This window comes from Agrobacterium sp. ICMP 6402 (assembly GCF_009498615.1).
GTDB classification, from domain to species: Bacteria; Pseudomonadota; Alphaproteobacteria; order Rhizobiales; family Rhizobiaceae; genus Agrobacterium; species Agrobacterium burrii.
Genome location: NZ_QSNV01000011.1, coordinates 43,438 through 66,949, shown reverse-complemented (window position 1 = coordinate 66,949; position 23,512 = coordinate 43,438). Strand labels below are relative to the sequence as shown.

General features: G+C 60.3%; 20 protein-coding genes. 8 read left to right on the top strand and 12 right to left on the bottom strand.

The genetic code is table 11. From position 1 onward, the window contains the following. Positions 1–135: 135 nt before the first annotated feature. Positions 136–1,095, bottom strand: coding sequence for a galactofuranose ABC transporter, galactofuranose-binding protein YtfQ (gene ytfQ / locus DXT96_RS22775; protein WP_149899083.1), 960 nt, complete (start codon positions 1,093–1,095; stop codon positions 136–138). A 521-nt stretch (positions 1,096–1,616) separates the two neighbouring features. Between ytfQ and DXT96_RS22770 the strand changes: the two genes are divergently transcribed. Further along, entirely contained in the window at positions 1,617–3,428 is a 1,812-nt protein-coding gene (locus DXT96_RS22770; RefSeq protein WP_149899082.1) for an IlvD/Edd family dehydratase, read from the top strand. Between the two features lie 115 nt (positions 3,429–3,543). Here the strand turns inward: DXT96_RS22770 and DXT96_RS22765 are convergent, their stop codons facing one another. From DXT96_RS22765 to DXT96_RS22720, 10 genes are all read right to left on the bottom strand, one after another. Then, positions 3,544–3,753: a hypothetical protein gene (locus DXT96_RS22765; RefSeq protein ID WP_369809581.1), complete on the bottom strand. Its 210-nt coding sequence runs from the start codon at positions 3,751–3,753 to the stop codon at positions 3,544–3,546. A 56-nt stretch (positions 3,754–3,809) separates the two neighbouring features. Next, positions 3,810–4,214: a VOC family protein gene (locus DXT96_RS22760; protein WP_153516591.1), complete on the bottom strand. Its 405-nt coding sequence runs from the start codon at positions 4,212–4,214 to the stop codon at positions 3,810–3,812. A 14-nt stretch (positions 4,215–4,228) separates the two neighbouring features. Then, positions 4,229–4,675, bottom strand: coding sequence for a helix-turn-helix domain-containing protein (locus tag DXT96_RS22755; RefSeq protein WP_246670633.1), 447 nt, complete (start codon positions 4,673–4,675; stop codon positions 4,229–4,231). Between the two features lie 106 nt (positions 4,676–4,781). Beyond that, positions 4,782–4,970 carry a hypothetical protein gene (locus tag DXT96_RS26985; RefSeq protein WP_174374839.1) on the bottom strand — a complete coding sequence of 63 codons (189 nt, stop codon included), beginning with the start codon at positions 4,968–4,970 and terminating at the stop codon, positions 4,782–4,784. 164 nt (positions 4,971–5,134) lie between these two features. Beyond that, complete coding sequence (locus DXT96_RS22745; RefSeq protein WP_153516588.1) at positions 5,135–6,253, bottom strand: alanine--glyoxylate aminotransferase family protein; 1,119 nt, start codon at positions 6,251–6,253, stop codon at positions 5,135–5,137. A 3-nt stretch (positions 6,254–6,256) separates the two neighbouring features. Then, the gene (locus tag DXT96_RS22740; RefSeq protein WP_153516587.1) at positions 6,257–7,042 is read right to left on the bottom strand and encodes an ABC transporter ATP-binding protein; all 786 of its coding nucleotides are present in this window, start codon (positions 7,040–7,042) and stop codon (positions 6,257–6,259) included. Beyond that, positions 7,039–7,842 carry an ABC transporter ATP-binding protein gene (locus DXT96_RS22735; RefSeq protein ID WP_153516586.1) on the bottom strand — a complete coding sequence of 268 codons (804 nt, stop codon included), beginning with the start codon at positions 7,840–7,842 and terminating at the stop codon, positions 7,039–7,041. Before DXT96_RS22735 ends, DXT96_RS22740 begins: the two co-directional genes overlap by 4 nt. Further along, on the bottom strand, positions 7,839–8,669 hold the full coding sequence (locus DXT96_RS22730) for an ABC transporter permease (protein ID WP_153516585.1): 831 nt from the start codon (positions 8,667–8,669) through the stop codon (positions 7,839–7,841). The genes DXT96_RS22735 and DXT96_RS22730 overlap by 4 nt, the downstream gene beginning before the upstream one ends. Continuing rightward, positions 8,666–9,655, bottom strand: a complete 990-nt coding sequence (locus DXT96_RS22725) for an ABC transporter permease (protein ID WP_371418975.1) — start codon at positions 9,653–9,655, stop codon at positions 8,666–8,668. Before DXT96_RS22725 ends, DXT96_RS22730 begins: the two co-directional genes overlap by 4 nt. A gap of 9 nt (positions 9,656–9,664) precedes the next feature. After that, positions 9,665–11,272 (bottom strand): ABC transporter substrate-binding protein, encoded by a 1,608-nt coding sequence (locus tag DXT96_RS22720; protein WP_153516584.1) that lies wholly within the window; start codon positions 11,270–11,272, stop codon positions 9,665–9,667. Here DXT96_RS22720 and DXT96_RS22715 point away from each other — a divergent pair. The 3 genes from DXT96_RS22715 (at position 11,271) to DXT96_RS22705 (ending at position 15,590) form a co-directional block, all read left to right on the top strand. Then, entirely contained in the window at positions 11,271–11,516 is a 246-nt protein-coding gene (locus DXT96_RS22715) for a hypothetical protein (protein ID WP_153516583.1), read from the top strand. The two genes, DXT96_RS22720 and DXT96_RS22715, sit on opposite strands and share 2 nt — an antisense overlap. 131 nt (positions 11,517–11,647) lie before the next feature. Further along, the gene (locus DXT96_RS22710; protein ID WP_153516582.1) at positions 11,648–14,422 is read left to right on the top strand and encodes a DNA translocase FtsK; all 2,775 of its coding nucleotides are present in this window, start codon (positions 11,648–11,650) and stop codon (positions 14,420–14,422) included. A gap of 91 nt (positions 14,423–14,513) precedes the next feature. Then, a complete protein-coding gene (locus tag DXT96_RS22705) occupies positions 14,514–15,590 on the top strand; it encodes an Ldh family oxidoreductase (RefSeq protein ID WP_153516581.1) in 1,077 nt (358 codons plus the stop codon). A gap of 18 nt (positions 15,591–15,608) precedes the next feature. Here the strand turns inward: DXT96_RS22705 and DXT96_RS22700 are convergent, their stop codons facing one another. Beyond that, positions 15,609–17,603: a bifunctional diguanylate cyclase/phosphodiesterase gene (locus DXT96_RS22700; protein ID WP_153516580.1), complete on the bottom strand. Its 1,995-nt coding sequence runs from the start codon at positions 17,601–17,603 to the stop codon at positions 15,609–15,611. Between the two features lie 316 nt (positions 17,604–17,919). On the opposite strand from DXT96_RS22700, the gene DXT96_RS22695 reads away from it, so the two are divergent. The 4 genes from DXT96_RS22695 to DXT96_RS22680 all read left to right on the top strand — a co-directional run bounded on the left by DXT96_RS22695 (position 17,920) and on the right by DXT96_RS22680 (position 23,502). Continuing rightward, positions 17,920–18,966 carry a class I SAM-dependent methyltransferase gene (locus DXT96_RS22695; protein ID WP_371418974.1) on the top strand — a complete coding sequence of 349 codons (1,047 nt, stop codon included), beginning with the start codon at positions 17,920–17,922 and terminating at the stop codon, positions 18,964–18,966. A 283-nt stretch (positions 18,967–19,249) separates the two neighbouring features. Continuing rightward, entirely contained in the window at positions 19,250–20,074 is an 825-nt protein-coding gene (locus DXT96_RS22690; RefSeq protein ID WP_153516579.1) for a bifunctional allantoicase/(S)-ureidoglycine aminohydrolase, read from the top strand. Between the two features lie 168 nt (positions 20,075–20,242). Next, positions 20,243–21,745, top strand: a complete 1,503-nt coding sequence (locus DXT96_RS22685) for a sensor domain-containing diguanylate cyclase (RefSeq protein WP_153516578.1) — start codon at positions 20,243–20,245, stop codon at positions 21,743–21,745. A 554-nt stretch (positions 21,746–22,299) separates the two neighbouring features. Beyond that, complete coding sequence (locus DXT96_RS22680; protein ID WP_153516577.1) at positions 22,300–23,502, top strand: efflux RND transporter periplasmic adaptor subunit; 1,203 nt, start codon at positions 22,300–22,302, stop codon at positions 23,500–23,502. The last annotated feature ends 10 nt before the right edge of the window (positions 23,503–23,512 follow it).

The window sequence follows — 23,512 nt, the reverse complement described above, 5'->3', positions numbered from 1 at the left end:
CCTTCTCCCCCTCGGGGAGAAGAAGCAGGCGGTACACGCTCGCCCCATAAGCGATCATTCGGTGTCGGGCTTGCGCCCCTCGTTTAACCGAAAGAAACGGCGCAACTTTTCGCGCCGTTCCTCAAAAGACAGGCCTTAGTAACCCAGGCCCTTCTTCGCTTCGTAAACCTTCATCGGATCATCGGACGCCGTATAAAGCTTGGATTCCGTCTGGATCCACTTTGCCGGCGCCTTCTTGTCCTTCAGATAGGCTTCGAGCGCATCGAAGGCCGGGCCGGCCATGTCAGGCGTCAGTTCCACGGTGGCGTTGGCTTCACCGGCGGCCATGGCCTTGAAGATATCAGGCACGGCATCGATGGAGACAACCTTGACGTCGGTACCGGGCTTCAGGCCCGCTTCCTTGATCGCCTGGATCGCGCCGACGGCCATGTCGTCATTATGGGCGTAGACGGCACAGATATCCTTGCCGCCGCCTTCGGCCTTGATGAAGCTTTCCATCACTTCCTTGCCCTTGGTGCGGGTGAAGTCACCCGTCTGCGAGCGCACGATCTTGATGTTCTTGTGGGATTCGATGGCCTGCTCGAAACCCTTCTTGCGGTTGATGGCGGGCGAGGAGCCGGTCGTGCCCTGCAATTCCACGACCTTGCAGTCCTTGGAGCCGACATCCTTGACCAGCCAGTCGCCGGCCACCTTGCCTTCGTGCACCTGATCCGACGTAACGGCGGTCAGGTAAAGATCATCCGGCGCCTCGATCTGGCGGTCGAGCAGGATGACAGGGATTTTCTCTTCCTTGGCTTCCTTCAAAACGGCGTCCCAGCCGGTGGCGACCACAGGGGCGATCAAGATCGCATCGACGCCCTGCGCGATGAAGCCGCGAACGGCCTTGATCTGGTTTTCCTGCTTCTGCTGCGCGTCGGCGAATTTGAGCGTGACGCCGCGCTTTTCAGCCTGCTGTTTGGTGACGGTGGTTTCAGCCGCGCGCCAGCCGGATTCCGAACCGATTTGCGAGAAACCGACGGTAAGCGATTGTGCGGAAACACTGGATGCAAGGCACAGCGAAACGGCGACAGTAACTGTCGCGAGAGCTTTTCTCATCTTATTCCTCCCAGAGATGATGTCAGCGTGACGGCAACACTATGAGCATATAGTAATACTCTTGGAAAGTGGTTTTTTGGCGTTTCCGCAATTTGCCAGATGTCGGTTTGACTTGAATTTTGCCATAAAATGCAATGAATCAATAGGTTATATGCACATAAATCGATTTTTCTGTTGTTGAAAGCATACCGGAAATGGGGTTTGATCCAGCTTGACAGGCGATGTCTGCATCTAATAGTAATACAAATAAAGACATCAGGTCGTGACGGGCATGAGGCCATGAGGCCGTTGTTTTCCGGAAAGACAGGGAGGGAGAGACCGTTGCGCTATGCCGCCATCGTCGTAAGCACCGAAAAATATTCGGTTAAAGCCGAAGAACAGCCCCAATTCGCTCGTCTGGGCCTGCTCTGTCGGTTATGCGTGATCCCGAAAAGCTGATTCCATTTTCCTTGCGCACAACATAAGCTTGTCGCATTTCGTAATATTTTACCGTTGGCCACTTCCGGCTGGAGACCTGCATCATGACAAAATCCGACAATCTGCCCGCCACAAAAGGCAAGTTTCGTTCGCGCGCGTGGTTCGACAACCCCGCCAACGCGGATATGACGGCGCTTTATCTCGAGCGTTACATGAACTTCGGTCTCAGCCAGGCCGAGCTTCAGTCCGACCGCCCGATCATCGGCATTGCGCAGACCGGCTCGGATCTTTCCCCCTGCAACCGGCACCATCTGGAACTGGCCAACCGCCTGCGTGAAGGCATCCGTGAAGCCGGTGGCATCGCCATCGAATTCCCGGTCCATCCGATCCAGGAAACCGGCAAGCGCCCGACGGCGGGCCTTGACCGCAACCTTGCCTATCTCGGCCTCGTGGAAGTGCTTTATGGCTATCCGCTCGATGGCGTCGTGCTGACCATCGGTTGTGACAAGACCACGCCTGCCTGTCTTATGGCGGCGGCCACCGTCAACATTCCGGCCATCGCCCTGTCCGTCGGCCCCATGCTGAACGGTTGGTTCCGTGGTGAACGCACCGGTTCCGGCACCATCGTCTGGAAGGCGCGCGAACTACTGGCCAAGGGCGAGATCGACTATCAGGGCTTCGTCAAACTGGTCGCCTCGTCGGCGCCCTCCACCGGTTATTGCAACACCATGGGCACGGCGACGACCATGAACTCGCTTGCCGAAGCGCTCGGCATGCAGCTTCCCGGCTCCGCCGCCATTCCGGCGCCTTACCGCGACCGTCAGGAAGTTTCCTACCTCACCGGCCTGCGGATCGTCGAAATGGTCAAGGAAGACCTGAAGCCTTCCGATATCATGACCAAGGACGCCTTCATCAACGCCATCCGCGTCAACTCGGCCATTGGCGGCTCCACCAATGCGCCGATCCACCTCAACGGCCTTGCCCGCCATGTCGGCGTGGAGCTGACCGTGGATGACTGGCAGACCTATGGTGAAGACGTGCCGCTGCTCGTCAACCTGCAGCCGGCTGGCGAATATCTCGGCGAGGATTATTACCATGCCGGCGGTGTTCCCGCTGTCGTCAACCAGCTGATGACCCAGGGACTGATCATGGAAGATGCCATGACCGTCAACGGCAAGACCATCGGCGACAATTGTCGCGGTGCGATCATCGAGGACGAGAAGGTCATCCGCCCCTACGAACAGCCGCTCAAGGAGCGCGCCGGTTTCCGCGTTCTGCGCGGCAATCTTTTCTCCTCAGCCATCATGAAGACCAGCGTGATCTCGGAAGAGTTCCGTGGCCGCTACCTCTCCAACCCAAATGACCCGGAAGCCTTCGAAGGCCGCGCCGTGGTGTTTGACGGTCCGGAAGATTACCACCACCGCATCGACGATCCGTCGCTGAAGATCGACGCGAACACCATCCTGTTCATGCGCGGCGCCGGCCCGATCGGTTATCCGGGTGCGGCAGAAGTGGTGAACATGCGTGCGCCGGATTATCTTTTGAAGGAAGGCGTCAATTCGCTTCCCTGCATCGGTGATGGCCGTCAGTCCGGCACGTCGGGCAGCCCGTCCATCCTCAACGCTTCCCCGGAAGCAGCGGCCGGTGGTGGTCTGGCAATCCTGCAGACAGGTGACCGCGTTCGCATCGATGTGGGCCGCGGCACGGCCGATATCCTGATTTCCGGCGAGGAACTGGCCAAGCGCTACGAGGTGCTTTCTGCCGAGGGTGGCTTCAAGTTCCCCGACCACCAGACGCCATGGCAGGAAATCCAGCGCGGCATCGTCAGCCAGATGGAAACCGGCGCGGTTCTGGAGCCGGCGGTCAAGTACCAGCGCATCGCCCAGACCAAGGGCCTGCCGCGCGACAACCACTAAAGGCGGGACCGTTCCGGCTGGCCGCTTTTAAAAATCAGCTAAAAATCAGCCCCGGGGTGTACCGCCCCGGGGCTGAAATATTTTCGGACATCCGAGCGCCTCGTCGCCCTCCTGCTTACTCCTTCGATGGGGAGAGCGGCTTTCCCAGATAAGGCAGGAAGAACATGTACAGCCCGCTGACGATAAGCAAAGTCAGCGGAAGAAGCGGGGCATAAACGATCACCGGTGGTGTCGGGCCGAAAGCCATCGAAGCGAAGTTCGCCAGAATGGTGACGGTCAGCAGAATGCCCAGCCACCGATGGCTCTGCCTTATCCATTTTTGCAAGATCAAAGTCGCCCCCAAGAAAAAGCATCCATGATGGAATGTGACACACGGTTGCCTCAACGGGCCTGAACGAGCTTCCAGCCATTGCCGGAAGGATCGCGGAAACTCGCATCCACCGAGCCGTAACGCGTGATCGGTTCCTGGGTGAATTCGACGCCGCGTTTGTGCATGGCGTCAAAGGCCTTCTGGCAATCCTCGACCACCAGAACCAAAGGCGGCATGGCGCCTTTGGCCACGGCTTCGTTCAGATCCTGCGCCGTCGCCTCGTCAACGGCCGGGGCCTGCGGCCGAAATAGGCCGAGCTGGAAATCCGGCTGGTCCGGATGCTGCACGGTCAACCAGCGATAATCGCCGTTGCGTGCGTCCGTATGCACACGAAATCCAAGTTTTTCGACATAAAATTGCAGCGCCTCGTCCTGGTCATGAACGTAAAGCCCGACAACTTGAACACCATTTTTCATCAGCTATCTCCCTTTCACTCACCGTGCCTACCGCCTTTCGCCTGTCGGCGCTTCTCCGAAACTGCGATTGTGAGATGGGGGCGATGGGCGGCGCTGACGAAGCAATGGGGAACCTGCTCGAGATCGGCAGGGGAAAGCCGCATTTGTCGCCGCACTTCGCTCGGGCTCTCCCCGGTTACATCGCGGAAAACGCGGCCAAATGTGCCGATGCTGTTCCAGCCGGTCTGCAAAGCGATGTCGATGATTGGAAGATCGGTGTCGCGCAAAAGCGCCACGGCGCGCTCCACCCGGCGGGTCAGCAAATAGCGGTGAGGGGGTATGCCGAAGGCATCGCGAAACGATCTTGCGAAATGCGCCTGCGAGGCGCCGCTGACTTTTGCAAGGCGTGAAACGGGCCACGCCTCATGTGGTGCCGCGTCCATATGATCCCTGGCGCGCAGCAGGCGGCGCAACAGCTTCAAGTCTCTGTTTGCAGAGTTCTTTTCATTTCCAGACCGCATGCGGCAATCATTGAATGAACCTGCCGTCCTTGGCAAGGTTCATGCCCGGCTAGCCACTGCGGGTGATTTAGATCACCGGATAAAGCGACCAGAAGAACAGCTCATATTCCTGGTCACGGTCGTCATCATGCGGTTCGTCGTCCGGTCTGCGCGGCGTCTTGTCCTGAAATTCGAGCTCGACCCGCTCATTGACGACGGGCATTCTTCGGCCGATGCCAAAGAGGTCAAAGGAGAGCATATTGAACCCTGCTACCATGGCCAGTTCCCTTCTTCACGCGAGTTAACGGTATGTTAAGTTTCGCGCGTTGCCATGATTTCGTCAAGATTGGCCGCGGAATTTGTCTACTATTTTTAACAACAATGTCGTGATTGACGTTTCACCGGTGCCGGATTTCACGCAATGAATGTTTGTCGGTCCCGTCAAACCTCTTTCGAAGTGGCCTCCGAATAGCTCTTTGCGGCCGCTTCCAGCGCGGAATCGGTATCGGTGGCATGGCCGAAGTTTTTCAGGGCGCTTGAGACGGCTGCGATATTGGCTTTCACCGCCTGCGGATGCGCGCGCCGGCCGGTGTGGTTGAACCGTATCAGCCGTTCCGCGCCGGGCCCGACGCCGGCGGAAATATCCGCGCCATGCTCTCTGGATATAGCGGCGAGAAACGCTCCGGCTTCGATAGTATCCGGCAGGATTGCCGTGGAAACGAGAGCTGAGGCATGCGCGTCTTCCACCCAGTTGGTGATGCCGAGCGCCCTGATGCCATGACGGGTGGCCGCTGCTGCCCGCTCGTGGCGCGCATTGGCGGCTGTCAGACCCTCCGCCTCGATCCTGTCGAGTGCGGCCTCCAGCGCATAAAATTCCAGCGGCGCAGGCGTTCCGGGCAGCGCGCCACGGCCGGCATCCAGCCAGAGCTGTTTCTGGTCGAGAAGCGAGAGCATGGAGTTGGTGGGCGCCCTGTCGTGCGAAAGCAGCTGCCATGCTTCTGGGCTGACCGAAATGGCCGATATGCCGGCCGGGCCGGCCAGCGCCTTCTGAGGCCCGATGACGGCGATATCGATGCTCAGTCTGTCAACCTCGAAGGCATGGCCGCCAATCGAGGCGACGGCATCAACCAGCGTAACGACGCCTTTAGTTTTCGCCAGCGCGGCAATGGCGGGCAGGGGGTTGAGAATGCCGCTTGCCGATTCCGCATGCACGATGGCGAGAAGATCGAAACCCGGCCCGTCATCCAGCGCCCGTTCCACCTCGGTGAGCGTCACCGGCTTTGCCGGGCTGGCTGTCAGATTGCGCACCGTCGCCCCGCCGCGTTCCAGCCAGCCGCCGAACCATGCGCCATAGGGGCTGGTGACGATGTTGAGCGCCTTCAGCCCCGGCCGCGCAAGGCTTGTCGCCGCCGCCTCCAGCGCCAGCACGGCTTCCGCCTGTATCAGCAGCACGTCGTTTTTCGTGCCCATCAGGGCCGCCAGCCGGTCGGCTAGCATGGCGTAGCGCTCAGCAGGGAAAGCGGGCGGGTCGAGAAGCAATGCATAATCCGGGGCGGGCATGTTTTATCCTTGCATGGTGGTGGTGAGCCGCGGGGCAGCGGCGATCAGGCCTCTGGCGGTCGAGGATTGCGGCGCGGAAATGATCGCTCCGGTTCCGCCGATTTCGACGATCTGACCCGCCTCCATGATCGCGACACGGTGGCAGACGGCGCGGATGACGGCGAGATCGTGGGACACGAAAATACAGGAAATCGCCGTTTCCCGCTGTATTTCCACCAAAAGTTCGAGAATCTGCCGGCGAACCGAAACGTCAAGCGCCGAGACCGCTTCGTCCAGAATGAGAAGCGACGGTTTGAGCGCAATGGCTCTGGCAATCGCCACACGCTGCCTCTGTCCGCCCGAAAGTTCGAAGACGGAGCGACCGGCATAGGCGGCGGGCAGGCCGACACGGTCGAGAAGGCGGCGGATTTCCGCCGGCCGGTCGCGTCTTTGAACGACGCGGTGAATACGCAACGGCTCGCCTATGGCATCTTCGACGGTGGCGCGTGGGTTGAAGGCGCTATGCGTATCCTGAAACACCATCTGCATCTGTTGCCGGGCGGCGCGCAACGTGCTGCCGCCAAGTGCAAGCCAGTTGCGGTTTTCGAAACGAACAGTGCCTTCGTCGGCGGGGATCAGCCGCATGAGGATGCGCGCCAGCGTCGATTTCCCGCAGCCGGAAGGGCCGGCAAGCCCCAGCGTCTCGCCGCGCTTGAGCGAAAACGAGATATCGGAGAGTGCCGTCACCGTTCTTGCGCCGGTGCGATAGGTCTTGGAAAGGCCATCCACGCTCAGAAGGGTTTCATTCATGGCACGGCCTCGCTGACGAGCGGCGGGGTGGTAAGATCGAGGTAATCGGCAAGCAGCGTTCGGGTGTAGGCATGGGCGGGCGTGGAAAGCACTCGCCGAGCCGGGCCGTGTTCCACCAGTTCACCGGCGCTTAAAACCGCGATGTCGTCGGCAAGGCTGGAGGCAAGACCGATATCATGGGTGATGAATACAAGCGTTCTTTCTTCCTCGCGCACGAGATCATCGAGAAGGGTGGCGATGGCCGCCTGGGTCACCGTGTCGAGCGCGCTCGTCGCCTCGTCGGCAATCAGGATCGAAGGACGCGCTGCAATGGCGGCGGCAATCGCTACACGTTGCCTCTGCCCGCCGGAAAGCTGGTGCGGATAGGCGGTGAGCAGATGGGAGGGATGCGGCAGCCGCACTTTTTCCAGAAGATCGCGGGCAAGATCGCGCGCCGCCTTCCATGAGAGGCCGAGATGCCGCACCGCGCCTTCCGCCACCTGTTCGCCGATGGTCAGAACCGGGTTCAGCGTCGCGCCGGTATCCTGAAAAATTGTGCCGATATCGCGCCCCGGCAGCGGCCTGCCGGTGAAAAGGCCGCTGTCGCGGCTCCAGGATATATCGCCCGAGACCCGCGCCGTCTGCGGCAGAAGCCCGGCGATCGCCTTGCCGAGCGTCGATTTGCCCGAGCCGCTTTCGCCGATGATCGCCAGCCGCTGCCCCTGCCGTATCGTCAGGGAAACCTTGCGCAGCGCCGGTGCATCGGCCGCGGCATAACGGACGTTGAGATCGTCTATCCGACAAAGGGCGTTGCCGCTCATGGCGCCTGCCTCCTCGTCGCCATTGCCCGGTTGATGCCTTCTCCGAAAAGATAGACGCCGAGCACGGTGACCAGCAGGCCTATGCCGGGGATGACGGACAGGAACGCGGCCGAGCGGAGCACGTTGCGTCCTTCCGCGATCATCGAGCCCCAGGTGACGATATTGGGATCGCCAAGCCCGAGGAAGGAGAGTGCCGCCTCGGTGAGGATGGCCGCGGCAACGATGATGGCGGCCAGCGCCAGAACCGGCGGCAGGGCATTGGGCAATATTTGCCGGAAGGCGATTTCCAGCGGATGCATGCCGATGGCGCGGGCAGATTGCACATAATCAAGCTCGCGGATGCTCAACACCTGCGCCCGCATCAACCGCGCCGGATCCGCCCAAGCGCCGAGTGCAATGGCCAGAATGACTGTCGGCATCGAGGGGCCGATGGTGCTGACAAAGGCAAGCGCCAGCAGGAAATTCGGCACGATCTGAAAGGCATCGGTGACGCGCATCAGCGCCTCATCCACGAGGCCGCCGGCAAAACCGGCAATCGTGCCGATGACGGTGCCGATAACAAGTGCTGCTGCGGCAGCACCCATGCCGACGAGCAGGGAGGCCTGCGCGCCATGGGCAAGTTCGGCCAGCACATTGCGGCCCAGCCGGTCGGTGCCGAGCGGCAGGGCGGCATCCCTAAAGGGCGCTATCAGCGGCTCGCCGACGATCGCCAGCGGATCGCCGGGGAACATTAGGGGAGCGGAGAGTGCCGTCATCGCCAGCAATGTGAGGATGACGGTGCCTGTCACACCTTCGAAACTGCGCAGGAGCCGGAGAACGAAACTCATGCAGCACTCTCCCCACTGCCAATCCGAGGATCAAGCACGGAATAGAGAATGTCGACGGCAAGATTGACGAGGATGACGAAGACGGCGCTGGTGAGGATGATACCCATCAGAAGCGGCGTATCGCGACCGCTGACGGCCTCCTGCGCCAGCCGGCCGAAACCCGGAATGGCAAAGACGCTTTCAATCACCACGCTGCCGCCCAGCATGGTTGCGGCCTGCAGGCCAAGCACAGTGATGAGCGGCAGCGCCGCGTTGCGGGCAATATGGCGCAGCACGATGCGCCGTCTGGAAAGCCCCTTTGAGGCGGCAAACAGCACGAAATCCAGCGGCCAGACCGCCGCCATGGCGGTGCGCATGACGCGCAGGAACAGCGCCAGATAGATGAGGCCAAGGCTGGCGACCGGCAGTACGAGATGGCGGGCAATATCCAGCGCCTGTGCAAAGCCCTGTTTGCCCGATGCGATGGTTTCTATGCCTGACGTGGGCAGCCAGCGAAGCTGCACGGCAAAGACGATGGCGAGAACGAGGCCGAGCCAGAAACCGGGCGTGGCATAAAGCGTGAGTGACAGCGTTGAAAGCACCCGGTCGGTCAGTCCGCCGGGGCGCGCGCCGGCGATGATGCCGAGCGCGGTGCCGGCGATGAAGGCAAGAGCGGTGGCGCTGCCCATCAACAAAAGCGTGTTCGGCAGCCGCTCGAGGATCAACCCCAGCACCGGCCGGTCAAAGGCAAGCGACCAGCCGAGATCGAGCCGCAGCACCGAGCTTGCATAGAGCCAGAAACGGGCGAGCATCGAGCCGTTGAGACCATATTGCTCGCGCAGCGCATCCCGCAGCCCGGCATCGCCGCCGCCAATGGAAACGAGATAGGCATCCACCGCATCACCGGAGGCATTTTCAAGCAGGACGAAGGTGAAGATGAGAACGATCAGCAGCACCGGAATGGCGCTGATCGCCCTTCGCCGCAGCAATGTCGCCGCACGTTTCACGGCGCGGCCTCAGCTATCGACCGCGGTATCCGCCCAGTTGGAAACCGCCCACCGCGGATTGCTGGCGACATGTTTGACGGTGTCGCGCGCCACCGTGATGAAACCCCATTCGGCGACGTTGATGAGCGGCAGATCGGCTGTAACCTGTTTCTGGAAATCCTTGTAAAGTGCTGTGCGGGCAGTCGTATCCACGGTTTCCGCCGCCTTGTCGATCAGCGTATCGAGCGCCTTGCTCTCATATCCGCCCTGATTGGAGAAGCCGACGCCAGCGGGAATGCCGGAGCGCACGAGAATGGTGGTGGAGATTGCCGGATCGCCACGGAACACCGGGGGAGCAACGGCCAGATCGAAGGCGTGGTCGGTATAGACGGCCTTCTGGTGTGCGGCGGCATCATTATTGACCAGCTCGGCATCGATGCCGATTTCCTGAAGCGCCTGACGAAGATAGGAACCGAATTGTTTGGTTTCGTTGAAATAGGGCGCGGGCAGAAGTTTTAGCGCAAAACGCTTTCCGTCGGGTCCCCGGGCATAACCGGCTTCATCCAGCAGGGCATTGGCCTTGGCCACGTCGAAATCATAGGTCTCGACGTCGTCGGTGTAAAACTGCGGGGCGTTCTTCGGCACCGGGCCGGTGGATGCCGTAGCATAACCGAGGAACACCTTGTCGATGACGAATTTCTTGTCGATGGCATGGGCGATGGCCTTTCTGACCTTGAGGTCGGCCAGTTCCTTGCGGCGGTGGTTGATTTCCACCACGAGCTGATAGGTCAGCGCCTCGTAACCATCGGCGATCACCTTGATGCCCGGCACCTTGGCGATGCGGGCAAGATCGGCGAGCGGCACGGCGGAGAAGGCGGCGAGCTGGATTTCTTCCGCTTCCAGCGCCGAGGCTGCTCCCGCACGATCGGGCAAGACGCGATAGATGATTTCTTCGAGCTGCGGCTGGTCTTTGCCCCAGTAATTCGGGTTGCGGGTCAGGCGGTAATATTCGCCGGGTTTATATTCGGCAAAAACGAAAGGCCCGGTGCCGACCGGTTTGGTATTGGCCGGATTGGTGGCGACATCGGTGCCTTCATAGAGATGTTTCGGCACGACGCTGGTGACGACAGGCAGCGCATTGCGGATGAGCTGGAACGGCGTGGGCTTTGAGAAACGGAAGACGGCCGTGTGGTCGTCAGGCGTTTCCACCTTTTCGAGATTGGCAAAGACCAGCCGGCCGAGGTTCTGTAACGGTTTCCAGACGGAAAGCGCTGAAAAGGCCACGTCCGCCGAGGTGAAGGGCTTGCCGTCATGCCAGGTCACGCCTTCGCGCAGCTTGAAGGTGGCGCTCAAGCCATCATCCGATCCCTGCCATTCGGTTGCAAGCCGCGGCTCCAGCCCGTCCTTGCCATCAAAAGAGGCTTCCGCCAGCGGCTCGACGATCTTGCTGGCGATATAAAACACGCCATTGGAGGCGACGATGGCCGGATTGAGGTTTTTCGGCTCCGAATCGGCCGCGACGATCAGCCGCCCGCCGGATTTTTCCTGCGCTGCGGCAATTCCCGCCAGTCCCGTGGTTGCGGCAAGAGCAAGCGAGGTCTTGAGAAGCGAGCGGCGGGAAAGCTGGACAGGCGACATGAATTTCACTCCGGAAATGAGGGCGAGACGGGCCTTTCCGCTTGGCCCGCGGCACGCCGATCTTAAGACTGCAACCTCGGCAGTGTCCACGTTAATTCGCGCCCTTTACAGCAATGATTTTACGTTGCGGACGAGTTTGAAGAAACAATATGCCTTACCCACGCCAATCTCGTTTTCTCCGGTTGCCGCAGAAGGTGCCCATTCCATAGAAAATCGATTTAATAAAACAAAAACAAAATGTTGATCTTCATTTTTGCTGCGGGCGCATACTGAAACGTGACTGTGGGTGACGTGAAATCTGTCGCCGAGGCCCCGTTTGGAAAGGGGTAATTAACCTTTATTTTCTATTTCAGGGAGACCGAAATATGTACGTTTATGATGAGTGTGCACGCTGCCATGAGCTTCTCCCGATCCAGATTCCAGAATTCGTCCAATAACGCCGCGGAGGGGAGCGAAAACGCCCGTCATGCCGGCGGCAAGGCGGTTGCCGGGCAGCAGACGGCGATGAAGGCAAGTGCTGCGCCCCGGCCAAATGCCGATGTCAGCGCAGCAGACGCTATCGAAGGCCGTGCCGAAATGCCCGGCTGGCAGAATGCTTTTGTGCTTGGCCCCAATGTGCGCTTTACCCGCACGCCGGAAAGCGCCTTTAGCCGGCGCATGCCGGTAGAGACGCCGAATATTCCGGAAGAAATCCATATTCCCGAAGAGGAAGTCGTGGCTGTCGCTGCGCCGGAACCGGTGGAGCCGGAGCCGACGGCGCAGCAGGCTGTCGCATATGAGGATGCTGCTGTCCTATCCCAGCCGGTTGTAAAACCGGCGGAGCAGCGCGTGCCGCCACAGCGCATGCCGTTCCTGCCGCAGCCGCCCGATGCGCGCGGTGCCAGGGCGCTGACCTATAAATTGCGTCTCGAGCTTGCCCGCAAGCAGGCGGAAGAAGCCGCTGCCGCCGCACTGGCGCCGCCCCAGGCTGTAACGGCCACGCCTATCGTGGAAGTGCCGGTACAGCGGGTATTTGCCTCCGTTCAGCCGCAGCCTGCCGTCCAGCAAGTCGCTGTGGCGCAGGCCGCCATGCCGGCTGCGTCCGTTCCCGCCTTTGCCGCGCACCTGCCGGATGAGCTGTTCTGGGAAGTTATGACGCTTGATCTTCCGGGGACAGCGGTCGAAGCCATTCCCACCTATCTGCGCGCCAATTTTGCCGATCCGGCCCTTGCAAATTCCGCTCTGGCAAACCCGGCTCTGACGAACCCGGCTTTGACGGCGTCCATCCCTGCCGTTTCCGCATCGACAGTCGCTGCCGTCGTGCTTTCAGCCGAGCCTCCGGTCGTCACCGTGCCGGGCGGCTCCGCGATCCGGCTTTACCGGGAAATCGGCGTGCGTCAGGCTGTCGTTCCGGTCGCCACACCGGCCGCCGAACAGGAAATCGCGCCGCAGCCGGTGGCGGAGGCACCCGTCTTCGTCGAACCGCAGCGGCCGATCGAGCAGGCCCAGCCGCTTGAAAGCCAGCCGGCAGCACGAGTAGCGGCGGAGCCGCGTTTCACACCGCGCGCACCTATTCAGGCTTCGCAGCCGATGTTCCGCGAAGCGCCGGTCTTCGCCGAGGGAGAATATCAATATCCCTCCATCGATCTTTTGCAGCAGGCACGCGTCCAGCAGACCACGACCATGACGCCCGAAGCGCTGGAACAGAGCGCCGGGCTTCTCGAAAGCGTGCTTGAGGATTTCGGCATCAAGGGTGAGATCATCGATGTCCGCCCCGGCCCGGTTGTGACGCTTTACGAGTTCGAACCCGCCCCCGGTGTGAAGTCGTCGCGCGTCATCGGTCTCTCGGATGATATCGCCCGCTCCATGTCGGCGCTGTCTGCCCGTGTCGCCGTGGTGCCCGGCCGTAATGTCATCGGCATTGAACTGCCGAACCCGGTGCGCGAGACCGTCTATCTGCGCGAGTTGATCGAAGCGACTGACTACGCCGAGACCCGCCAGAAGCTCGCGCTTTGCCTCGGCAAGACCATCGGCGGCGAACCCGTCATCGCCGAACTGGCGAAGATGCCGCACCTGCTGGTCGCCGGCACCACAGGCTCGGGCAAGTCGGTCGCCATCAACACCATGATCCTGTCTTTGCTCTACCGTATGAAGCCGGAAGAATGCCGCCTGATCATGGTCGATCCGAAGATGCTTGAACTGTCGGTGTATGACGGCATTCCGCATCTCCTGACGCCTGTGGTCACCGATCCGAAAAAGGCGGTCATGGCGTTGAAATGGGCCGTGCGCGAAATGGAAGACCGTTATCGCAAGATGTCGCGTCTCGGCGTGCGCAATATTGACGGTTATAATGCAAGGGCCGCTGCCGCCCGCACCAAGGGTGAGACGGTGCTCTGCAACGTGCAGACCGGGTTCGACCGCGCCACGGGCGAGGCTGTCTACGAGCAGGAGGAAATGGACCTCACGGCCATGCCCTATATCGTCGTCATCATCGACGAAATGGCTGATCTGATGATGGTCGCCGGCAAGGAAATTGAAGGCGCCGTGCAGCGTCTGGCGCAGATGGCCCGTGCCGCCGGTATCCACCTCATCATGGCCACGCAGCGTCCGTCTGTCGATGTCATCACCGGCACCATCAAGGCCAATTTCCCGACCCGCATCTCCTTCCAGGTGACCTCGAAGATCGACAGCCGCACCATCCTTGGCGAACAGGGCGCGGAGCATCTGCTCGGTCAGGGCGACATGCTGCACATGATGGGCGGCGGCCGCATCGCCCGTGTCCACGGCCCGTTCGTGTCGGATGAGGAAGTGGAAAAGGTCGTTGCGCATCTAAAGACGCAGGGGCGTCCGGAATATCTGGGTACCGTCACGGAAGACGCCGAAGAGGCCGATGACGAGGTGGAAGAGGATGCGGCCGTTTTCGACAAGACCTCGATGGGCGATGACGATAGCGACGATCTCTATGAGAAGGCCGTCAAGGTGGTGATGCGCGACAAGAAATGCTCGACCTCCTATATCCAGCGCCGTCTGTCAGTTGGTTATAACCGCGCCGCTTCGCTGGTCGAGCGCATGGAGCAGGAAGGCATTGTCGGACCTGCCAACCATGTCGGCAAACGCGCGATTATCGCCGGCGAGCGCGATCCTTACGACGCCATGGGCGCGGACGACTGATTGATCATTCGGGGCGCGATATTCGGTTGCAAAAACGCGCCCCGTGAATAGCCTGTGCGGCATGGATTCTGGTACCGGGAGGGTTCCCCGCATGTCGCACAGCAATGAAAACGTCACCGTTCTCGCAAGGCTGGATGAGCTGGAGCGGTTTTGCCGCAGTGTTTTCCTCGCCGCCGGCACGGATGATGAGACGGCCGATGCCGCAACTCGCGCCATGATGCATGGCACAAGGCTCGGCGTTGACAGCCACGGCGTGCGTCTGCTTGCCCACTATATCACTGCCCTTGAAGGCGGACGTCTCAATCGGCGGCCGCAGATCCGCCGCGTCTCCGGTTTCGGCGCGGTGGAGACCATCGATGCCGACCATGCCCATGGCGCGCGCGCCACCTATGCGGCCATGGACAATGCCATGGCGCTGGCCGAAAAATTCGGTATCGGGGCGGTGGCGATCCGCAATTCCTCGCATTTCGGCCCGGCCGGCGCCTATGCGCTGGAAGCGGCGCGGCAGGGTTATATCGGCCTTGCCTTCTGCAATTCCGACAGTTTCGTGCGCCTGCATGATGGCGCGATGCGGTTCCACGGTACCAATCCCATCGCCGTCGGCGTGCCGGCGGCTGATGACATGCCGTGGCTTCTGGATATGGCCACCAGTGCTGTGCCCTATAATCGCGTTCTGCTTTATCGCAGCCTTGAACAGCAATTGCCTGATGGTGTGGCGTCGGACAGTGACGGTGTCGATACCCAGGATCCCCATGCGGTGGAGATGCTGGCGCCACTCGGCGGCGCATTCGGCTTCAAGGGCGCGGCGCTGGCTGGCATGGTCGAGATTTTCAGCGCCGTTCTCAGCGGCATGAAGCTCAGTTTCGATATAGATCCGATGGGCGGGCCGGATTTTTCCACGCCGCGTGGCCTTGGAGCCTTCGTTCTGGCGCTGAAGCCGGAAGCCTTCCTTGAACGGGAAGTGTTCGACGAGGGCATGAAACGTTATCTTGAAGTGCTGCGCGGCTCGCCCGTACGCGAAGATTGCAAGGTCATGGCGCCGGGCGACCGGGAATGGGCGGTGGCGGCAAGACGCGAAAGGGAAGGTGCACCCGTCGATCCCGTTACCCGCACGGCCTTTGCAGAACTGGCGTCGAAATTCTCGATCACCCCGCCTGCTTATCATTAAGGCTGGTTCTGCGCTCCGTCAGGCGGGGCGCAGCAGCATGTTGGGACGCGGATAGGGGGCCTTCGCCGCGCCAAGTCTTTCAGCAACGACCGGGCGTCCGAGATAATAGCCCTGCGCATAATCGATCTCCAGCTGGCGCACCAGCCGCAGTTGTTCTTCCGTCTCCACGCCTTCGATCAGGATCTTGTGGCCGCGGTTGCGGATGAGGCGGATCATGTCCTGCAACATTGCCCGGCCGCGCGGAGTGTTGCTGTCATGCAGGAAGGAGCGGTCGATCTTGACGGTGTCGAAATCGGTCATGCGCAGCCAGGAAAGGCCGGCAAAACCCGTTCCGAAATCATCGAGCCAGATGTTGATGCCGAGCGTTTTCAGGTCGTTCAGGCAGCGCAGCAAATCCGAATGTATTTCCATATCCAGACCTTCGGTGATCTCGAAGGCGAGCCTGTTGCCGGCGATGCCGGCCTCGACGAGGATCGCTGCAACCGAAGTGGCAAAGCCGGGATTTTTCAGCTGCATGGGGGATACGTTAACACTGACAACGCCCACCCGGTCATCGGCAAGAATCTGCTTGCAGACGGTCTTGATGGTCCACAGGCCAAGTTCCATGATCGTGCCGGTCCGCTCGGCGATCGGAATGAAGATGCCGGGCGAAACGGCGCTGCCATCGAGCAGGCGAAGCCGCATCAGGGCTTCTGCTCCCGGTGTTTCATTGGTCGAGACGTTCAGGATCGGTTGATAGACGAGCGAAACGAGGTTTTCCGCGACGGCGATTTTCAAAAGTGCTGCGATGTTTTCCGTCTCGTCGCTGGTCTGCGGATCGTCCGGGTCGAACAGTTTCATGCAATTGCGGCCGTTGGCCTTGGCGATATAGAGCGCCCGGTCGGCCTCGTTGATGATTTTCTCCAGCTTGCCGTCCGGATTGGCGCGGGTGAAGGACGCGCCGATGCTGACGGTGACGACGAAGGTGCCGTCGCGGCGCTGGTCGTGGGCCAGCGACAGGTCTTCGACGGTGTGGCGGATCGTCTCCGCCAGCTCGCCCACCTGCTGCCTGGATTTGAACGGCACGAGAACGATGAATTCCTCACCGCCATAACGACCGATGGAAGCGCCATGCCCGGCGATCGCATCCTGCAGCGCATTGCCCACCGTCACCAGGCACTTGTCGCCTTCCTGGTGGCCATAGCGGTCATTGTATTTCTTGAAGAAGTCGACATCGATGAGGAGAACGGCAAAACCCTCCTCCTTCTTGCTCCAATTGTCCCACAGCAGACGCAGCTGATGGTCGATGGCGCGGCGGTTCTGAAGGCCCGTGAGCGAATCCGTATTCGAAAGCCGCAGCAGCGCCTGGCCGCGCTCGTCCGCCGCCTTCTGCTGGGCCTTGGCCTCCAGCGCGTTGAGAAAGACGTGATAACGTTCCCGGTTCAGGTTCCAGTTCACATAGGAGGTGAAGACGAAGCAGGAAATGTAGAAGGTGCCGAACGCCACCTTGTAGAACACATCTTCGGGAAACTGCGTCAACGCCAGAAAATAGGTGACGAGAATGATACCTGATGACACGAGCGACAGGTGGAAGCGGAAGGTGAAGAACAGGTTGGCGCCCATCATGAAGATCGCCCCGAAAACCATGTAATAGGACATGTTTTCGAGGTTGTCGGTCAAAAGCGAAGGCAGCAGCCAGCCAATATAGCCCATGACAAGCGCAGTGGCGCAGGTGAGGTCGAGCGCTGCGGTGCTGGCGCCCCTGCGCAGCTGGATCTCCAGCGTCAGCAGCGATGAGACGACCACGAGCAGGCGGGCGATGATGGCGTAAAACGCGACGTCGGGGATTAGAATAATGTCGGTGACGGCAAATAGCAGATAGATGAAAACGGCCGTCCACAGGCCCTGTCTGATCGAGCCACGGCGGCTGCGCTCACCTTCCTGCTGGTAAAGGGCAAGAAGTTCATCAGAAAACCGGGAGTCCGGCCGCCGATAGTCTTGCTGTCCATTCACCTCTCCCAACGTGTGCCTCATGCACTTTCCCATAGTGTTGCGTATACTTTTTTAAGTAACTGCTTATTCCACTTTTCCGTGTGCTCACGCACCCGGTGCGGGTTCCTGCCGATCTCTGCCGATATGTGTGCAGAACCGGGAAAGGAAGAACGCATCATACGTTCGCAACATTAAGTTTCACTAAATCGCGTATCCGCTTTCTCCTCCGCCCACGAGTGTGACCAAAAAAATACGCTAATGTAGAAATCTATCCCTACACCGCTCAAAAATTGAAAGCGAGTGGCGTTCCGTCTTCCAGAAACGTATAGTTAACAATGTGTTAATACTGGAGGCTGAAGTGGTGCGGGTAAAGAAGAAAAATCTGGACGGGGCAAGTCTGATCACCCCTGATACTGTTGCAAAAGAGATTTTTGCACGCAGAACCGAAACATTCGATGAGCAGTTCGCAGTTGCGAAAGCAGAGATCGCCATCATTCTCGAATTGGCACAGCAGCAATTCGACAATGGTGTTTTAGCGCATGAGATAATACATCGGACGGCGGGTGCGCTGCATGGATTGCGGGATAAACTCCACTCCAGCGTGTGGGCAGAACTGATCCCCCTGGTACAGAATCACTCGGTATCGGAGCATTTTCTAGAAGATCCCTTCACCCGGTGGTCGTTCGAAAAGCCGAGGGGCTATTCCGGCGACGCCCAGTTGCTCGATTTCATCTACGGTCACGACAGCGTTGCCGGGCTGGTGAAAAACGCCTCACCGCTGGGTGCTGCCCTTTACGATTACACAAAGGATGCCAGTTCTTCGGTTGCCGTGCGCGAGCGGCGGGACCTGCTGACGCGGTTCGTTGATGATGCCGCCGCCCGGCACGGCGAGGAGACGGAAATCCTCACCATTGCCTCCGGCCACCTGCGTGAGGCCGATGCTTCGGTGGCGCTGAAGGAGGGCAGGATCAAGCGCTGGGTGGCGCTCGATCAGGATCCCTTGAGCGTCGGCGCGGTCGCCCGTGATTTCGGCGGCCGCGGCGTGGAGGCAATTGACGGTTCGGTGCGCGATATCGTCCTGCGTACGCAGGAACTCGGCAGCTTCGATCTGATCTATGCGGCAGGCCTTTATGATTATCTGAACGACCGCGTGGCGATCAAGCTGACACGGCGCTGCATGGAGATGCTGAAGCCCGGCGGCATGTTCCTCTTCGCCAATTTCTCCGAAGATATCGTCGTCGACGGCTATATGGAGACCTTCATGAACTGGGCGCTGCTGCTGCGCTCGAAGGCGGATATGTGGCGGATCGTCAATGCCAGCGCCGATCCTGCAAGTATCGAGGCGGAGGTGTTCTTCGGCGAGAACCACAATATCGTCTATGCGACGATGCGTAAGAAGGGCTGAGATAGAAAGCCGCGCTCGTTATTCCTTCGTGGGAGGCGAGCGGATGCCACTTGTCTCTTCTCCCCGCCGGGGAGAAGGTCGCGGCAGCGGGATGAGGGGGCAAGGGTGCGGTTTATCGCTGGTGTTGCCCCCTCATCCGACCCTTCGGGCCACCTTCTCCCCGGCGGGGAGAAGAAATGCGCGGCGACTCGTCCCCATTTCGTCACCCGTCCCTCGCCAATAACCATTTGATTAAACCATATCGCAGGCCTAAGAATCCGCGCCGAATGGATTGCAGAATGGAATGGCTGAAATGAAGAGATATTATTCGGATATGGGCGGTCTGCCGGGGCAGACGGAACTGCTGTCGAGCAAGGCTGTTTTCAAGACCGCCTATGCGGTCATCCCCAAGACCGTGATGTCCGATATCGTGACAAGCGTGCTGCCGCACTGGACCGGCACGCGGGCCTGGATCATCGCCCGGCCGATGACGGGTTTTTCCGAGACTTTCGCGCAATATATCGTCGAAGTGCAGCCGGGTGGCGGCAGTGAGCGGCCGGAGCCGGATGAGCGGGCGCAGGCGGCGATCTTCGTTGTCGAAGGCGAAATGACCGTGACGTTCGAAGGCGCGCAGCATGCGCTGCGGGAGGGCTCGTTTGCCTACCTGCCGGCCGGTGCGCGCTGGCAGGTCCAGAACTCCGGCAATGCGCCCGTCAAGTTCCATTGGGTTCGCAAGGTGTTTCAGGCGGTTGACGGGCTGGAAGCCCCGCCGGCGATCTTTTCGCATGAAGACCAGATCGCCATGTCGGCCATGCCCGATACCGAAGGCAAATGGGCGACGACCCGCTTCATCGATCCCGAAGACGTGCGTTACGACATGCACCTCAACATCGTCACCTTCCAGCCGGGTGCGACCATTCCCTTCATGGAAACGCATGTGATGGAACATGGTCTTTACGTGCTGGAGGGCAAGGCGGTCTACCGGCTGAACGAGGACTGGGTGGAAGTTGAGGCCGGTGACTTCATGTGGCTGCGCGCCTATTGCCCGCAGGCCTGTTATGCGGGCGGCCCCGGCCGGTTCCGTTACCTGCTCTACAAGGATGTGAACCGTCACGTGAAGCTCTGGTAAAGGGCATTCCGGCGGCGAAATCCGTGAATTATCGCGCAATCCGGCGGGTTGCGCGATAAATGCTTGCGTTAAATCGAATATCCCTAATAAATCCCGATATGCGGACGGTCGTCGCCGTGCCGCACCGTTTGGCATCCGCCTGCATCTACCCTTGAGAAGACTGCCCGTATGAGTGAGACGATCGATACCAATATCTTCAATCTCGCGCCCGTGGCGATGTGGATCGAGGATTTCAGCGCAGTTAAGAACCAGTTCGATATCTGGCGGGCTGAGGGTGTCGAGGATTTCAGGGCGTTTCTTCTCGAAGATTTATCGCGGGTGGCGGCCTGTTCGCAGAAAATTCGCGTTATCAAGGTCAACGCCAGGACGCTGGAACTGTTCGAGGCGCGCGATCAGGCACATCTCGTCGACAATCTGCACCGGATTTTTCGCGACGACATGCTGGAAAGCCATGTGAATGAGCTTTCCGAACTCTGGGCCGGCAAGACGGAATTCACCAGCAATGCCGTCAACTATTCGATCGGCGGCAAACGGCTGGATATCCAGCTGCGCGGCGCGGTCATTCCCGGCCACGAAGCGACGCTCGGGCGGCTGCTTTTGACCACCGAGGATGTGACGGAACGGGAGGAGGCTCGCCGCAAGGAGCTTTTCAATCGCCGTTATGCCGAGGGCATGTTCAAACATTCACCGGTTTCGCTCTGGGTAGAAGATTTCAGCCGCGTCCGTCGATTGATCGAGGAGGTCAGGGATCGCGGCATTGTCGATTTCCGGGTGTTCACGGATGTGCATCCGGAATTCGTGCGGCAATGCATGAGCGAAATCCGTGTCATCGACGTCAATCGAGCCACGCTCGACCTGTTCTGCGCGCCGGACCGGCAGGTGCTGCTGCAACGGCTCGGCGATATTTTCCGCGGCGAGATGGAAAAGCCGTTCCGTGAACAGCTGATGGAGCTCTGGAACGGCAATCTCAACCACCATCGCGAGGTGGTGAATTATGCGCTTGACGGTTCGGAGCGGCATGTTCTCCTGCATTTTTCCGTCTTCCCCGGCCATGAGCAGGACTGGTCGCTGGTGCAGGTGGCGCTGACGGACATCACCGCGCGCAAGAAAGCGGAAGCCTATCTCGAATATCTCGGCAAGCACGATGTGCTGACCAAGCTGCACAACCGTGCCTTTTATTCGGACGAGTTGAACCGGCTGGAGCGCAACGCGCTCAGGCCCGTTTCCGCCATCGTCATCGATCTCAACGGCCTGAAGGAGGCCAATGACAAGCTCGGCCATGATGCCGGCGACGCCCTGCTGCGGCGGGTGGGAGAGGTGCTGAATGGCGTGGTCACTGCGCCGAACCATGCGGCGCGCATCGGCGGTGACGAATTCGCCATCCTTCTTCCCGGCGCCGACAAACAGATTGCCGCTGCCATGGTCGAAACCGTCTATGAGCTGCTGAAGATCAACAACCAGTTTTATTCAAGTGCGCCGCTCAGCCTGTCGCTGGGAGTGGCGACCAGCGAAGTCGGCGAGACGATGGAATCGCTGGTGCGCCGGGCCGATATGAATATGTACGAACATAAGAACGCCTACTATGCGGCCCTGCGCAACAGACCTGCCGATAATGGCGAGACGACGAAGAACAACCCGTCCGAGGCCGCCCCGCTTAAGCGTCTGTTCTGAGGAAAGGCGCGGGCGCTTCAAGGTGCGGGGGGCGTTCTAGCCTTCTGCGACGATTTACATCATCTCGACGTCATCCCTCGGCTTGTCCCACTCCTGTCCGGTTTAAATTTCCGGACAGGCCGCAGTCCCTTTGAAGTCGGTGATGAAGGGTGAACATTCTCACGGCGTCATCCTCGGCCTTGTGCCGAGGATCTAACCACGTCGAATAAAATCAATACGTTGGCAGATCCTCGGGACAGGCCCGAGGATGACGTCGGCGCAATTGGCATGACTTTCCTTCCCGTCGGACGCCGCCGCTCTTGAGAGCCTTGTGCCTTGTCCAGAAATTTAAACGGGACAGGAGTGGGACAAGCCCGGGGAGGACGTTGGTGCGATTGGCCCGACGCTCCCTCCCGTTTCACGATTCCATTCCTCCTTGGTGTTCTGTCGGGGCCGTACGCATCTTCACAAGCGCGTGAGACAGCTGTTGCGCTGCAACATTTCCATTGCCCGAATTTTACATACGTCTTAGTATGTATGTAAATATGACCTTTTTTGTGGATTCGGAGCGCAGTATGGCGAAGAAATTGGGGCAGATCGTGGCGGTGTTGTTGACGGGCATCGTTCTGGTCGGATGTAGCGACGAGCAGGCCTCTGCGCCCGCTGCGCCGCCGCCCGGCGCGGTGAAAGTCGTGACCGTGAAACAGGAAGAGCTGCCCATCACCAACGAATTGCCGGGACGCATCGCGCCGACACGGCTTGCCGAAGTGCGCCCGCGCGTTTCCGGCATCATCGTCGAGCGGGTGTTTGAACAGGGCTCGCTGGTGAAGGCGGGCGACGTTCTCTACCGGATCGATCCTGCGCCGTTCCAGGTGCGCGTCGACAGCGCCGAGGGAACATTGCGTCGGGCGCAGGCTGCACAGCTACAGGCGCGGCAGACGGCCGACAGGCAGCAGCAGCTGCGTCGCTCCAATGTCGGCTCGCAGCAGGAATTCGACAATGCCATCGCCCTGCTGGCGCAGGCTGACGCCGAGGTGGCCGTTGCCGAAGCTGGCGTCGCGGAAGCCAGGCTCAATCTGCAATATGCCAATGTGACCGCACCCATCAGCGGCATGATCGGCCGTGCGCGCATCACCGAAGGCGCGCTCGTCAGCGCCACCGGCTCGGAAAATCTCGCGACAATCCAGCAGCTCGATCCGATTTATGCCGACTTCACCCAGCCGGCCGCCGATCTCATTCGCCTGCGCAAGGCCTTGCAGGAAGGCCAGCTGATGACCGGCCCGAACGAGGCCGAAGTCAACCTGCTGTTCGATGACGGCAGCCGTTATCCGCTTTCCGGCCGCCTGCTGTTTTCAGAGGCGGCGGTGGACGAAACCACCGGTCAGGTGACGCTGCGCGGCGAATTCCCCAACCCGAACGGCGATCTGCTGCCGGGCATGTATGTCCGTGTCCAGATCCAGCAGGGCATCCAGAAGGCGGCCTTTGCCGTGCCGCAGCAGGCGGTGCAGCGCGATGCGGGCGGACAGGCGAGCGTGCTTGTGGTGAACGCTGAAGACACCGTCGAGCAGCGGCGCGTCAGCGTCGGTCGCTCGATCGGCGATCGCTGGGTGATTTCGGAAGGCCTTGACGATGGCGACCGCGTCGTTGCCGAAGGTTTCCAGAAAACTGCGCCCGGCGCCAAGGTGAAGCCCGAGCCGTGGTCTGACGAGTCGGATGTCGCTGCCGCCGCCGGCAGTGACGGCGCTACCGCTACCGAGACCCCGGCCGCGAAGCAATAAGGACCGATTT